We start from the raw sequence: 12,460 nt of genomic DNA on the forward strand, positions 1-12,460 counted from the left end.
CGCCGGTCCGTGAGCATTGGGGGCATGAAGCCAGAGATGACCATGACCGGCCACGTCTCGCCGTGGCGCCTGCCGTTCACCGCCGAGCCCTGGCGCCGCACCGCCTACGTCCTGCTCGCCCCGTTCGCCGGGCTCGCCGCGGTCGCCGACGGCGGGCGGCTCCAGCGCCGGCTCGCCTCCGCCCTGCTCGGCCGGGACGTGCCGATGAGGCGGCTGCGCGGTCTGCTCGCCCTGCCGCTCGACCTGCCGACGTTGGTGATCACCGGGTACGCGTGGTCGATCGTGGCGCTCAACCTCGCCTATCCGGCCCGCTGGCTGATCGGCATGGGCGGCTCGTACCACGACGCGTGGGGCGGGCCGACGTTCGCGGGCGTCTGGGCGTTCCACGCGGTGTTCGGCGGACTGACCTTCCTGTACCTGACCCCCTGGATCCTGCGCGGCCTCAACCACGCGCGGATCCGCCTGCTCGGCCCATGACCCTCGGGACGGTCCTGCGGGCGCCGGTCAGCCGCCGGGCGTGGGCCGAGATCGCGTACGTGCTGGTCAACACGCCGCTGGCCGCTCTCGGTTTCGCGTACGTGGTGGCGACGCTGGTGCTGGGCGCCGGACTGGCCGTCAGCGCCGCCGGGTTCCCGCTGCTGGCGGCCGGGCTGGTGGGGGCCCGGCGGATCGGCGGCCTGCACCGGGGGCTGGCCGGGCGGTTCCTCGGCGAACGGATCGAGGCGCCCGCGCGGCCGGTGGCCGCGCCGGGACCGCTCGGCCGGATGCAGACACGGCTCAGCGACGCGGTCGGCTGGCGCACGATGGGCTACCTGCTGCTGAAGTTCCCCGTCGTCGCCCTCCAGGTGTACGTCCTCACGCTCACCTGGGTCTGGGGCGTGGTCCTGGTCACCCGTCCCCTGCAGAACGCGCTCGATCTCAACCAGGGTGCGCCTGGTTCCCACACTCTGTTCGACAACGGCGCGCTCATGTGCGTCGGCGGGGTGGCCCTGCTGTTCCTGGCCCCGTGGGCCATGCACGTGGCCACGATTCCCGACCGCCTGCTGGCGCGGTGGCTGCTGGGGCGGCGGGGGCTGCAGGAGCGCGTACGGGACCTGGAGGAGACGCGCGCCCACGCCGTCGACGACGCGGCGGCCACCCTGCGCCGGATCGAGCGCGACCTGCACGACGGCGCGCAGGTACGGCTGATCGCGCTGACCATGCAGCTCACGATGGTGCGCGACGTGGTCACCGATGAGGCCGCACGCGCCCTCGTCGACAACGCGCGGGCCACCGCCAAGGAGGCCGTCGTGGAGCTGCGCGAACTCGTGCGCGGCATCCACCCGCCCGCGCTCGACCACGGCCTGGACACCGCCCTCACCACTCTCGCCGCGCGTTCCGCGGTGCCGGTCGAGACGGAGATCGCCCTGGCCGCGCGGCCCACCGCCGCGATCGAGTCGATCGCCTACTTCTGCGCCGCCGAACTCCTCGCCAACGCCGCCAAGCACAGCGGCGCGAGCCGGATCCGGCTCTCCCTCACCCAGCAGGACGACCGGCTGTGCCTGCGCGTCCACGACGACGGCCGCGGCGGGGCCGCCCTGGGCGGCGGCTCGGGACTGTCCGGCCTGCTCGACCGGGTCCGTACGGTGGACGGGCGGATCGACGTCTCCAGCCCGCCCGGTGGCCCTACGGTGGTCACCGTCGAACTCCCCTCCCACGCCTGAAGGCCGCCATGCGCATTGTGATCGCCGACGACGCCGCCATCCTCCGGGACGGCCTGGCGCATCTGCTGGCCGCACGCGGCCACGAGGTCGTCGCGGGCGTCGGCGACGCGGACGCGCTGCGCGCGGCGGTCGCCGAGCACCGCCCGGACGCCGCGGTCATCGACATCCGCATGCCGCCCACGCACACCGACGAGGGCCTGCGCGCCGCGATCGAGCTGCGCCGCGACCACCCGGGGATGGGCCTCCTGCTGTTCTCGCAGTACATCGAGACAAGGTTCGCCACCGACCTGCTCGCCGGGTCGCCGGCCGGGGTCGGCTACCTGCTGAAGGAGCGGGTCGGCGACATCGACGACTTCGTGGACGCCCTGCACCGCGTGGCCTCCGGCGGCACCGCCCTGGACCCGGAGGTGGTCGGACACCTGCTGAACGCCGGCCACGGCGGCGTACGCTCCCTGACCCCACGCGAACGCGAGGTGCTGGGCCTGATGGCCGAAGGCCGCACCAACGCGGCGATCGCCAAGACACTGGTCGTCTCCGACCGCGCGGTGGAGAAGCACATCGCCAACATCTTCCTCAAGCTGGACCTGCCACCATCCGGCGACGACCACCGCCGGGTCCTCGCCGTCCTGCGCTACCTGGGGATCTAGGCGATCGCGAGCTTGATGACGCCGGTGAGGGCGAGCTGAACCAGGGCGAGCGGCACCAGGCCGGCCCAGGCGAGCTTCTGCAGCTGGTCCTCGCGCATGCGCGGGTAGCTGACGCGGATCCAGATGACGACGAACGCCAGGATCATCACCTTGATCAGGGTCCACAGCCAGCCGAGCTCGGTGTTCATCACCGGGCCCTTCCAGCCGCCGAGGAACAGCACGGCCGTCAGCGCCGACAGTACGACGATCCCGGCGTACTCGGCCAGCAGGAAGAACGCGAAGCGCAGGCCGGTGTACTCGGTGTACGGGCCGAAGATGATCTCGCTGTCGGCCACGGGCATGTCGAACGGCGGGCGGCGCAGCTCGGCGAGGCCGGCGATGAAGAACACCACGCCGCCGATCGCCTGCCACGGCAGCCACCACCACTCCCAGTGGTCGACGATCCGCGAGAGGTTCAGCGTGCCCGCGGCCATCGCCACCGACGAGGCGGCCAGCACCATCGGCAGCTCGTACGACAGCAGCTGGGCGGCGACCCGCATGCCGCCGAGGAGGCTGTACTTGTTCGCGCTCGACCAGCCCGCCATCAGCGCGCCGAGGACCGCCACCCCGATCATGGCCAGGGCGAAGAACAGGCCCGGGTCGAGGGACACGCCCACCTGGCCGTGCGGCCCGACCGGGATCACGACGAGCACGACCAGGTACGGGATGAGCGCCACGGCCGGGGCGAGGCTGAAGATCCGGCGGTCGGCGTCGGCCGGGACGACGTCCTCCTTCTGGGCGAACTTCACGCCGTCCGCGACGAGCTGGGCCCACCCGTGGAAACCCCCGGCGTACATCGGGCCGAGGCGGCCCTGCATGTGGGCCATCGCCTTGTGCTCGACCTGCCCGACGATCAGCGGCAGCACGAGGAACGCCACCACGACCAGCAGCAGCTTGATCGCGATGATCGCCAGGTCAGACATCGTCGCCGCCCTCGATGCCGCGCTCGCGCCGCCGACGCTGCGGCCGCTCCTCGACAGCGGGTTCCGTCGGTTCCGGTGCCGCGGTTTCGGGCTCCGCGGTTTCGGGTTCCGCGACCGCCCGTCTCGGGGCGGGGCGTTCTCTGGCGGGACGTTCCGGGGCGGCGTTCGGGCCCCAGTCGGCGGGGACGCCCGGCGGCATCATGCGGCGGCGGCTCGGCGCGCCGTGCCCGGACTCGCCCGGCTCCTTGGCGCCCGGCCACGGCTTGGCGACCCGGGCTGCCAGCACGAACTCCTTGCGCAGCGGATGACCCTCGAAGCCCTCGGGCAGCAGCAGCGGCGTCAGGCCCGGATGCCCGTCGAAGACCACGCCGAACATCTCGTGGGTCTCGCGCTCGTGCCAGTTCGCGCCGCGGTAGACGTCGATCGCGGTGGCCAGGCGCGGGTCCGCACGCGGCACGCGGGTCCGTACGAGCAGGTGGTGGCCCTCCTCCAGGGAGTACACGTGCGCCACGATCGCGAACCCGTCCTCCAGCTCGTCCACGGCGGTCAGCCAGTCGAAGTACGCGCAGCCCAGGTCGTCGCGGGCGAAGGTCAGCGACTCGGTCCACAGCGCCGGCGGCACGTCCACGGTGAGCAGGCCGAAGGTCTCCTCGCTGTGCACCTCGTCGCCGAACCGCCGCGACCACGCCACGGACAGCTCAATCGTCATCGCTCAGTCCCGGAATGATGTCGGGGTCGTCGACGGCGTCGACCGGCGGGGGTTCGGCGAACTTCCGCAGCCGGTCGCCCCGCCGTCGGGCGCGCTGTCTGATCTCGGCGGCCTTGCGCACCTCTTCGGCGGGCGGCAGGTCCCGGCGGGTCCGCTCGACCGGCGCCGGCCCGTCGTCGGGCTCCGCCACGGGCAGCGGGTCCTCACGCGTCGACTCCTGTCCGGGCCGGAACTCCTGGGTCTCCTCGAAGGCCGCCGCCTCGCGCCGTACCTCCTCGGCGGGCGGCAGCTGTTCCGTGCCCGCGGTCTCAGACGCGGGTTCCTCGACGGCCGGAAGCCGGTCGGTCGTCTCCGACGGAGCCTCCTCCACCGGGGGCAGCTGCTGGGTCTTCGCCGATGCGGGCTCCTCGACGGGGGACAGCCGCTGGGTCTCGGCGGACGCCGACTCGTCCGGAACCTCTTCGGCCGGGGGCTCCTTCTTCACCGGCGACTCCCCTTCGGACGACGTCAGGTCCACCGGCAGGTCGATGCTCAGGGTCGGCTCCTCGGCCGCCTCGATCTCCTCCGGCTCCGGCATCGGCGGCAGCACGAGCGGACGCCGCAGGACCGCGGGGGTGGGCGGCTTGCGCGTGACCTCCGGCGCCGGCGCGACGGGCTCGCCCGGCTGGGAGTACCGGCCGCCCAGCGACTCGCCGGCGATCTTCTCCTGGAGCCGGATGATGCCGTGCAGCAGCGCCTCGGGCCGCGGCGGGCAGCCCGGAACGTACACGTCGACCGGGATGATCTGGTCGACGCCCTTGGTCACGCAGTAGGAGTCCCAGTACGGGCCGCCGCAGTTGGAGCAGGCGCCGAACGAGATGACGTACTTCGGCTCGGGCATCTGCTCGTACAGGCGCTTGACGGCCGGCGCCATCTTGTCGCTCACCGTGCCGGAGACGACCATGAGGTCGGCCTGCCGCGGCCCCGGCGCGAACGGGATCACGCCGAGCCGGATGAAGTCGTGCCGCGACATCGAGGTGGCGATGAACTCGATCGCGCAACAGGCCAGGCCGAAGTTGAAGACCCACAGGGAGTACCGCCGCCCCCAGTTCAGCACGAACTTGATCGGCTTCGGAGCGAGCTTGCTGGCGGCCCCGATGCGGGGCTCCGGCAGATCGACGACACCCATATCGGTCATTCTTTCAGACCCAGCCGAGCACACCCTTCTTCCACGCGTACGCGAGTCCCGCCGCGATGAAGGCGAGGAAGACGAACATCTCCCCGAGGGTGACCGAACCGTAGCCCCGGGCGGAGAACACGGTCGCCCACGGGAACAGGAACACCGCGTCGACCGCGAAGATCACGTAGAGGTAGGCGAAGACGTAGTACCGGACGTAGGACTGCGCCCATCCCTCGCCGACCGGATCGACACCGCACTCGTAGGTCGTGAGCTTCTCCGGCGTCGGCCGGTGCGGGCGCAGCGACCGGTTGGCCAGCAGCCCGCCGCCGACGATCAGACCGCCGAGCAGGAACAACACGACGACGCTGAGGTACGTGCCGAAGTAGCCGTGCATGGGATCAGCGTAATGCGCTCGGCGCCTAGGATGTCCTCCTTTGCGGTGCCCCTTTGCGGGCGGTCTCCGCCAGGTAACAGAAACGGCGACATCACTTGTCGGACATAGCTGCAAACCGTAAGGTCACGGCGACGAGTGGCATTGATATAGGGGGAGCCATGAGCAACGGTCCAGAGGGCGGCCAGGGAGCACAGCCCGGGCAGCCGGACTCGTGGCCGCCGCCGGAGACTCAGGAGTGGCAGCCCGGCTCCTCGCCCGCGCCGCCCGCGCCGGGCTGGCCGTCGAGCGGACCCGGTGGTTCGGGCGGTCCTTCGGGCCCGGGCTATCCCGGCGGACCGCCGGCCGGACCGGGCGGTCCCGGCATGCCCGGCGGTTATCCCGGCGGCCCGACCGGCCCCGCGTACCCCGGCGGCCCGGGCGGACCCGGCCCTGGCGGTCCCGGCGGCCCGCCTCCGTGGGGCGGCCCCGCTCAGCCGTACGGCTTCGGCCCGCCGCCCGCGCCGGCCAAGAAGGGCGGCGCCGGGGTGTTCCTGGCGATCGGCGCCGGTGTGCTGGCCCTCATCGTGATCGTGGTCGTCGTGGTCGCCGTCAGCAAGGGATCCGGCGACGACCCGAAGAAGACCTCCGGCAAGGCGGCCGCGGAGGCCGGGCGGGCCCTCGGCTCGGCGGGTGGCGCGATCTACACCGGCACGTACGGCGGCAACCAGGCGACGTTCAAGGTGACCAAGGCCGGCAGCGCCCGGGGCACCTACAACAGCCACGGCTCGCCGGTCTCCCGCGTCGACGTCGGCGGCGCGACCTACATCAAGGCCGACTCCAGCTACTGGAGCGCCGAAGGTCAGTCCTCGACCGAGTCCGACAAGGCGGCCAACAAGTGGGCCAAGTCCCCGGACTCCGCGACCGACCTGAAGCTGGCCGACTTCTCGCCGGCCAAGCTGTCGCAGGTCCTCCAGCAGGCCGGCAACGACCCGCAGGCCGTCAACACCCCGGCCGGCAGCACGCCGGCGATCAAGATGACGGTCGGCGAGTCGACCTACTACATCTCCAAGAAGAGCCCGCACCGGCTGTTGCGCATCGAGGGCACCGCCGGCAGCGACTCCTACGCCCTGGACGTGCAGGCGCTGCAGGGTTCGGAGATGTCGACGGTCTTCTCCGAGCTCCGGGGCGACGTGCAGGACCTCAAGGACGTCTACGACCCCTCCATCACCACGCTGCCGATGGGCAAGATCCAGTTCGGCAGCTGCACCGAGTCGGGCTGCACCGTGCACGGCAGCGTGATGCCCTCCTCGACCGGCACCTCGACCGCCTCGGTGCACATCACGATGAACGCCAAGTTCTGGGGTGACGGACCGACCGTCTCGACGTGCAAGGGCACGGGCACGACCACGCCGAGCCATGAGACGACGATCACATGTCGCACCAGCGGCAGCGCCTGGACGTCGTGGTACCGGTCACACAACGGGCGGTTCACCATCCACGCCAGCTCGACCTTCGACGCCACGGTGAACTCCAGCAGCGACGTGAATGAGCTGCTCACCAAGCTGCAGCAGGAACAGCAGGGCGGCTGAGCGGCGGCGGCCGGGCCCGCGCCCGGCCGCCGCCGGTCGATCGGCGCTCAAGCGCCGCGACCTATAGTTCCGCTCGTGACCCCTGATCTACGCCTTGGGACCCCTCGATCCGTCCCCGGCATGCTTGCGCCCCGCCGTGGCGGGGAACCGACTCGATGGGCACGGGGCGGGGTACCGGACTGCGCGATCCCTCCTGGCTCGCGCCTGGCAGCCCGCGCAGACGGGACCGACCATCGCACCCGGGACGTAGCATGAAGGTAAGCCTAAGTAGTGCTTCGGAAACGGACCCCTTCCACCGCAGAAGCGCTGCTCGTCGAGGAGGTCTTGCTCCGTGACCAAGCAGGTCCAACAACTCGATCGCGTCATCATCCGCTTCGCGGGTGACTCCGGCGACGGAATGCAACTCACCGGTGACCGGTTCACCCAGGAAACTGCCGCTTTCGGCAACGACCTGTCGACGCTCCCCAACTTCCCCGCCGAGATCCGCGCGCCGGCCGGCACGCTGCCGGGTGTGTCCAGCTTCCAGCTGCACTTCGCCGACCACGACATCGTCACCCCGGGCGATGCCCCGAACGTGCTCGTCGCGATGAACCCGGCCGCGCTGAAGGCCAACGTCGCCGACCTGCCGCGCGGGGCCGACCTCATCGTCAACACCGATGAGTTCACCAAGCGGGCGCTGACCAAGGTGGGGTACGCCGAGAACCCGCTCGAAGACGGATCGCTGGACGAATACCGCGTGCACTCGCTGCCGCTGACGTCGATGACGGTCAAGGCGCTCGAGGACTTCGACATCTCCAAGAAGGACGCCGAGCGGGCCAAGAACATGTTCGCCCTCGGGCTGCTGTCCTGGCTCTACCATCGGCCGACGGACGCGACCGTGCGCTTCCTGGAGCTGAAGTTCGCCAAGAAGCCCGAGATCATGAAGGCCAACATCGCGGCCTTCCAGGCGGGCTGGAGCTACGGCGAGACCACCGAGTCCTTCTCGGTGTCGTACGAGATCAAGCCGGCGACGCTGCCACCCGGGCTCTACCGCAACATCTCCGGCAACACGGCGCTGGCGTACGGCCTGGTCGCCGCCGGCAGCCGGTCGGGTCTGCCGGTGTTCCTCGGCTCGTACCCGATCACGCCGGCGTCCGACATCCTGCACGAGCTGTCCAAGCACAAGCGGTTCGGCGTCCGGACGTTCCAGGCCGAAGACGAGATCGCGGCCGTCGGCGCCGCGCTCGGCGCGTCGTTCGGCGGTGCGCTGGGCGTCACGACCACGTCCGGGCCCGGCATCTCGCTCAAGAGCGAGACGGTCGGCCTGGCGGTCGCCACCGAGCTGCCGCTGATCGTGATCGACGTGCAGCGGGCCGGCCCGTCCACCGGCATGCCGACCAAGACCGAGCAGGCCGACCTGCTCCAGGCGCTGCACGGTCGCAACGGCGAGGCGCCGGTGCCGGTCGTGGCGCCGTGCACGCCGTCGGACTGCTTCGCGATCGGGATCGAGGCCGCGCGCATCGCGGTGAAGTACCGCACGCCGGTCATCGTGCTGTCCGACGGTTACCTGGCGAACGGCTCCGAGCCGTGGCAGATCCCCGACGTCGACTCCCTGCCCGAGATCACGCCCGGCTTCGCCGAGGCCGTCGAGGGCGAGGACTTCCAGCCGTTCAAGCGCGACCCCGAGACGCTCGCGCGGCCGTGGGCGATCCCCGGCACCGCCGGCCTCGAACACCGTATCGGCGGCATCGAGAAGGCCGACGGCACCGGCAACATCTCCTACGACCCGGCCAACCACGACCTCATGGTCCGGCTGCGCCAGGCGAAGATCGACGGCATCGCGCGCGACATCCCGCCGCTGGCCGTCGACGACCCGTCGGGCGCCGCACGGGTGCTGGTGCTCGGCTGGGGCGGCACGTACGGCGCGATCACCGCGGCGGTACGCCGCGTCCGCGCCGCCGGCGGCCGGATCGCCCAGGCCCACCTGCGGCACCTCAACCCCTTCCCGGCCAACATCGAAGAAGTGCTCCGCTCCTACGACAAGGTCGTGGTCCCGGAGATCAACCTCGGCCAGCTGGCGCTGCTGCTGCGCGGCCGTTACCTCGTCGACGTGATCGGCTACAACCGCGTGCGCGGCCTGCCCTTCAAGGCCGAGGAGCTCCAGACCGTCCTGCAGGATGTGATCGACTCATGACTGATCCCCTCGCTCTCGTTCCGAAGGACCCGGAGCGGCAGACCGCCAAGGACTTCAAGACCGACCAGGAGGTCCGCTGGTGCCCGGGGTGCGGTGACTACGCGATCCTCGCCGCCGTGCAGGGCTTCCTGCCCGAGCTGGGGCTCCGCCGGGAGAACGTCGTCTTCGTCTCCGGCATCGGCTGCTCCTCGCGGTTCCCGTACTACATGAACACCTACGGGTTCCACTCGATCCACGGCCGCGCTCCGGCGATCGCGACCGGGCTGGCCTCGTCGCGGCCCGACCTGTCGGTGTGGGTGGTGACCGGTGACGGCGACGCGCTGTCCATCGGCGGCAACCACCTGATCCACTCGCTGCGGCGCAACGTCAACCTCAAGATCCTCCTGTTCAACAACCGGATCTACGGGCTGACCAAGGGTCAGTACTCCCCGACCTCGGAGGTCGGCAAGATCACCAAGTCGACGCCGATGGGGTCGCTGGACTCACCGTTCAACCCGATCTCGCTGGCGATCGGCGCCGAGGCCTCGTTCGTGGCCCGCACGATCGACTCCGACCGCAAGCACCTGCAGTCGGTGCTGCGCGCGGCGGCCCAGCACAACGGCACGGCACTGGTGGAGATCTACCAGAACTGCAACATCTTCAACGACGACGCGTTCCTGCCGCTGAAGGACCCGGCGCGGCGCGACGACGTGACGGTGCGGCTGGAGCACGGCGAGCCGATCGTGTTCGGCGCCGACCGCGACAAGGCCCTGCGCCGCACGCCGTCGGGCGCGATCGAGGTCGTCTCCGCCGACGAGCCGGGCATCCTGGTGCACGACGCGAAGGCCGAGGACCCGTCGCTGGCGTTCTCGCTGTCGCGGCTCGACTCGCCGACGTTCGAGCACACCCCGATCGGCATCTTCCGCCAGGTCGAGCGGCCGACATACGACCAGCTCATGCGCGAACAGCTCGACGAGGCGGTCGCCCAGCAGGGCCCCGGCGACCTCGCCGGTCTGCTCGCCAGCGGCGACACCTGGCGCATCGACTGACCGGCCGCGCCGGGCCCTCTCGCGGGCCCGGCGCCGCGGTGACCGGTCAGGACGCCGTCTCGATCCGCACGTCGCCGAACATCACGTTCCGCGTCATCGGACGCTGCAGGAAGTCATGCGGGAAGCCGAGTTCGACCGCGCTCGCCGCGTCCAGCTCGGCCAGCGCGGCCTCGGGGAGCGTCAGGTCGAGCGCCCCGAGGTTGTCCTCCAGCTGGCCGAGCGTCCGCGCGCCGACGATCGGGGCCGTCACCCGCCGGTCCCGCAGGGTCCAGGCGAGAGCGACCTGTGAGGGCGTCACGCCGAGGTCGCCCGCGACCTTGGCGACGACGTCGGCGATGGCGAGCCCGCGTTCGGTCAGCGCGCCGTTGGCGGCGGCGACGTTCTTGCGGGTTCCCTCGGCCGAGGCCGAGCCGCCCCCGTGGTCCAGGTCGTCGCGGGTGTACTTGCCGGTCAGCACGCCGCTGCCCAGCGGCGACCAGGGGATGACGCCGAGCCCCATCTCGCCGGCCATCGGGATCAGGTCGCGTTCGACGGTCCGCTCGATCAGGCTGTACTCGATCTGCAGTGCGATCAGCGGCGACCAGCCGCGCAGGTCGGCGATGGCCTGCATGCGGGAGACCTGCCACGCCGGCGCGTCGGAGATGCCGACGTACAGGACCTTCCCGGCCCGTACGAGGTCGTCCATGGCCCGGAGGATCTCCTCCACCGGCGTCGTGAAGTCCCATGAGTGCAGGTAGAGCAGGTCGATGTAGTCGGTCCGCAGCCGGCGCAGGCTGTCCTCCACCGAACGGACCATGCTCTTGCGGTGGTTGCCGCCGGAGTTGGGGTCGCCGGGCCGCGAGGTCAGGGTGTACTTGGTGGCGATCACCAGGCTGTCGCGGCGGTCTTCGGCGAACTCCCCGACCAGGCGCTCGGCGGTGCCGTTCGTGTACTGGTTGGCGGTGTCGATGAAGTTGCCGCCCCGGTCGACGTACGCGTCGAAGATGCGGCGTGACTCGTCCTTCGCGGCACCCCAGCCCCAGTCGGAGCCGAACGTCATCGTCCCCAGCGACAGCGGTGAGACCCGCAGTCCCGAACGGCCCAGCAACCGGTAGGTGTCCAACGATCCAGACACGGTGTGTCCCCTTCGTGCAGTCACTCGCCCGGCCGTCGGCCGGGCCATCGCGTACAGCCTGCGCCCGGCGCCCGAGGCGGCGTAAGGGAAGCTTCTTCATGGGATCGGCAGTCCCAGGTAGATTCGAGCTCATGGCAGACAGGGTCGACGTGGCGCACGAGCTGGCGGTCTTCCTGCGGACGCGGCGTGAGCGCCTGAGCCCCGAAGACGTCGGCCTGCCGCAGCGCCGGCGGACCCGGCGCACACCCGGCCTGCGCCGGGAGGATGTCGCGGAGCTGGCCGCGGTGAGCGTCGACTACGTCATCCGGCTGGAGCAGGGCCGTGGACTGCGGCCCTCGCCGGACGTGCTCGACGCGCTCGCGGGCGCCCTGCGGCTGAGCGACGACGAGCGCGCCTACCTGTTCGACCTGACCCGGCACTGGTCGGCGGGCCGTAGGTCGTCCGGTGACGCCGGGGGATGGCTGTCCTCGCTGGTGTGCGCCCTGTCGCCGCTGCCGGCCATGGTGGTCGACCATCGCTTCAACATCGTCGCGTGGAACCCCGAGATGGCCTGGCTGATGCTCGGCTTCCCCGAGTTCCCGGAGGAGCAGCGCAACACGATGTACCTCTGTGTGCTGCACCCGGCGTTCGCGGGTTTCTACCGCGACCGGGAGCGCATCATCCAGGAGGGCATCGCCGACCTGCGGGCGGCCTGGGCCGCGCACCCCGACGACACCGCGCTCGCGGACCTGATCGAGCGGCTCCGGTCCGAGAGCGAGGACTTCGCCCGGCTGTGGGAGCGCCGCGACGTCATGGTGAACGGGCACGGCACCAAGGCGCTGGTGCATCCGCGTGTCGGCTCGTTCTCCATCGAGTACGACGTGCTGACCCCGCTGGGCGACGCGAGCCGGCGGCTGGTCGTCTACCGCGCCGCCGACCCGGTGTCGCAGGAGGCGCTGGACACCGTGGCCCGTGAGGCGCGCGCGGGGGCGCCCGCGCTCCGCGCGATCTGACCGGCCGCGGC

The 12,460-nt window shown here is 71.3% G+C and carries 12 protein-coding genes; 7 read left to right on the forward strand and 5 right to left on the reverse strand.

Going from position 1 to position 12,460, the window contains the following annotated elements; translation table 11 throughout:
• Positions 1 to 24 precede the first annotated feature (24 nt).
• From ACQEV1_RS50660 to ACQEV1_RS50670, 3 genes are read left to right on the forward strand one after another with little or no spacing between them, the layout of a single operon-like run.
• Positions 25 to 477: a hypothetical protein gene (locus ACQEV1_RS50660; RefSeq protein ID WP_433405228.1), complete on the forward strand. Its 453-nt coding sequence runs from the start codon at positions 25 to 27 to the stop codon at positions 475 to 477.
• Positions 474 to 1,703 carry a sensor histidine kinase gene (locus ACQEV1_RS50665; RefSeq protein ID WP_433405230.1) on the forward strand — a complete coding sequence of 410 codons (1,230 nt, stop codon included), beginning with the start codon at positions 474 to 476 and terminating at the stop codon, positions 1,701 to 1,703. Before ACQEV1_RS50660 ends, ACQEV1_RS50665 begins: the two co-directional genes overlap by 4 nt.
• A gap of 8 nt (positions 1,704 to 1,711) precedes the next feature.
• On the forward strand, positions 1,712 to 2,350 hold the full coding sequence (locus ACQEV1_RS50670; RefSeq protein WP_285582402.1) for a LuxR C-terminal-related transcriptional regulator: 639 nt from the start codon (positions 1,712 to 1,714) through the stop codon (positions 2,348 to 2,350).
• On the opposite strand, the gene nuoH is transcribed toward ACQEV1_RS50670, so the two are convergent.
• From nuoH to ACQEV1_RS50690, 4 genes are read right to left on the reverse strand one after another with little or no spacing between them, the layout of a single operon-like run.
• Positions 2,347 to 3,312, reverse strand: a complete 966-nt coding sequence (gene nuoH, locus ACQEV1_RS50675) for an NADH-quinone oxidoreductase subunit NuoH (protein WP_285582400.1) — start codon at positions 3,310 to 3,312, stop codon at positions 2,347 to 2,349. The genes ACQEV1_RS50670 and nuoH overlap by 4 nt on opposite strands.
• On the reverse strand, positions 3,305 to 4,021 hold the full coding sequence (locus tag ACQEV1_RS50680; protein ID WP_433405233.1) for an NADH-quinone oxidoreductase subunit C: 717 nt from the start codon (positions 4,019 to 4,021) through the stop codon (positions 3,305 to 3,307). Before ACQEV1_RS50680 ends, nuoH begins: the two co-directional genes overlap by 8 nt.
• Entirely contained in the window at positions 4,011 to 5,189 is a 1,179-nt protein-coding gene (nuoB, locus tag ACQEV1_RS50685) for an NADH-quinone oxidoreductase subunit B (RefSeq protein WP_285629604.1), read from the reverse strand. The genes ACQEV1_RS50680 and nuoB overlap by 11 nt, the downstream gene beginning before the upstream one ends.
• A 13-nt stretch (positions 5,190 to 5,202) precedes the next feature.
• Positions 5,203 to 5,574, reverse strand: coding sequence for an NADH-quinone oxidoreductase subunit A (locus ACQEV1_RS50690; RefSeq protein ID WP_285582395.1), 372 nt, complete (start codon positions 5,572 to 5,574; stop codon positions 5,203 to 5,205).
• A gap of 158 nt (positions 5,575 to 5,732) precedes the next feature.
• Between ACQEV1_RS50690 and ACQEV1_RS50695 the strand changes: the two genes are divergently transcribed.
• The 3 genes from ACQEV1_RS50695 to ACQEV1_RS50705 all read left to right on the forward strand — a co-directional run bounded on the left by ACQEV1_RS50695 (position 5,733) and on the right by ACQEV1_RS50705 (position 10,343).
• Entirely contained in the window at positions 5,733 to 7,142 is a 1,410-nt protein-coding gene (locus tag ACQEV1_RS50695; protein WP_285629603.1) for a hypothetical protein, read from the forward strand.
• Positions 7,143 to 7,473: 331 nt separating this feature from the next.
• Positions 7,474 to 9,315, forward strand: a complete 1,842-nt coding sequence (locus tag ACQEV1_RS50700; protein WP_285629602.1) for a 2-oxoacid:acceptor oxidoreductase subunit alpha — start codon at positions 7,474 to 7,476, stop codon at positions 9,313 to 9,315.
• Entirely contained in the window at positions 9,312 to 10,343 is a 1,032-nt protein-coding gene (locus tag ACQEV1_RS50705) for a 2-oxoacid:ferredoxin oxidoreductase subunit beta (RefSeq protein WP_285629601.1), read from the forward strand. The genes ACQEV1_RS50700 and ACQEV1_RS50705 overlap by 4 nt, the downstream gene beginning before the upstream one ends.
• A 46-nt stretch (positions 10,344 to 10,389) precedes the next feature.
• Here the strand turns inward: ACQEV1_RS50705 and ACQEV1_RS50710 are convergent, their stop codons facing one another.
• Entirely contained in the window at positions 10,390 to 11,457 is a 1,068-nt protein-coding gene (locus ACQEV1_RS50710; RefSeq protein ID WP_433405238.1) for an aldo/keto reductase, read from the reverse strand.
• Positions 11,458 to 11,588: 131 nt separating this feature from the next.
• Between ACQEV1_RS50710 and ACQEV1_RS50715 the strand changes: the two genes are divergently transcribed.
• Positions 11,589 to 12,449 (forward strand): helix-turn-helix transcriptional regulator, encoded by an 861-nt coding sequence (locus tag ACQEV1_RS50715; protein WP_433405239.1) that lies wholly within the window; start codon positions 11,589 to 11,591, stop codon positions 12,447 to 12,449.
• Positions 12,450 to 12,460: the final 11 nt, after the last annotated feature.

The sequence above is a fragment of the Actinoallomurus sp. CA-142502 genome (genome assembly GCF_050936355.1).
Lineage (GTDB): Bacteria > Actinomycetota > Actinomycetes > Streptosporangiales > Streptosporangiaceae > Actinoallomurus > Actinoallomurus iriomotensis.

Coding starts and splice junctions, on each gene's coding strand:
- ACQEV1_RS50660 (WP_433405228.1), top strand. CDS start 25: ATGAAGCCAGAGATGACCATGACCGGCCACGTCTCGCCGTGGCGCCTG.
- ACQEV1_RS50665 (WP_433405230.1), top strand. CDS start 474: ATGACCCTCGGGACGGTCCTGCGGGCGCCGGTCAGCCGCCGGGCGTGG.
- ACQEV1_RS50670 (WP_285582402.1), top strand. CDS start 1,712: ATGCGCATTGTGATCGCCGACGACGCCGCCATCCTCCGGGACGGCCTG.
- nuoH (WP_285582400.1), bottom strand. CDS start 3,312: ATGTCTGACCTGGCGATCATCGCGATCAAGCTGCTGCTGGTCGTGGTG.
- ACQEV1_RS50680 (WP_433405233.1), bottom strand. CDS start 4,021: ATGACGATTGAGCTGTCCGTGGCGTGGTCGCGGCGGTTCGGCGACGAG.
- nuoB (WP_285629604.1), bottom strand. CDS start 5,189: ATGGGTGTCGTCGATCTGCCGGAGCCCCGCATCGGGGCCGCCAGCAAG.
- ACQEV1_RS50690 (WP_285582395.1), bottom strand. CDS start 5,574: ATGCACGGCTACTTCGGCACGTACCTCAGCGTCGTCGTGTTGTTCCTG.
- ACQEV1_RS50695 (WP_285629603.1), top strand. CDS start 5,733: ATGAGCAACGGTCCAGAGGGCGGCCAGGGAGCACAGCCCGGGCAGCCG.
- ACQEV1_RS50705 (WP_285629601.1), top strand. CDS start 9,312: ATGACTGATCCCCTCGCTCTCGTTCCGAAGGACCCGGAGCGGCAGACC.
- ACQEV1_RS50715 (WP_433405239.1), top strand. CDS start 11,589: ATGGCAGACAGGGTCGACGTGGCGCACGAGCTGGCGGTCTTCCTGCGG.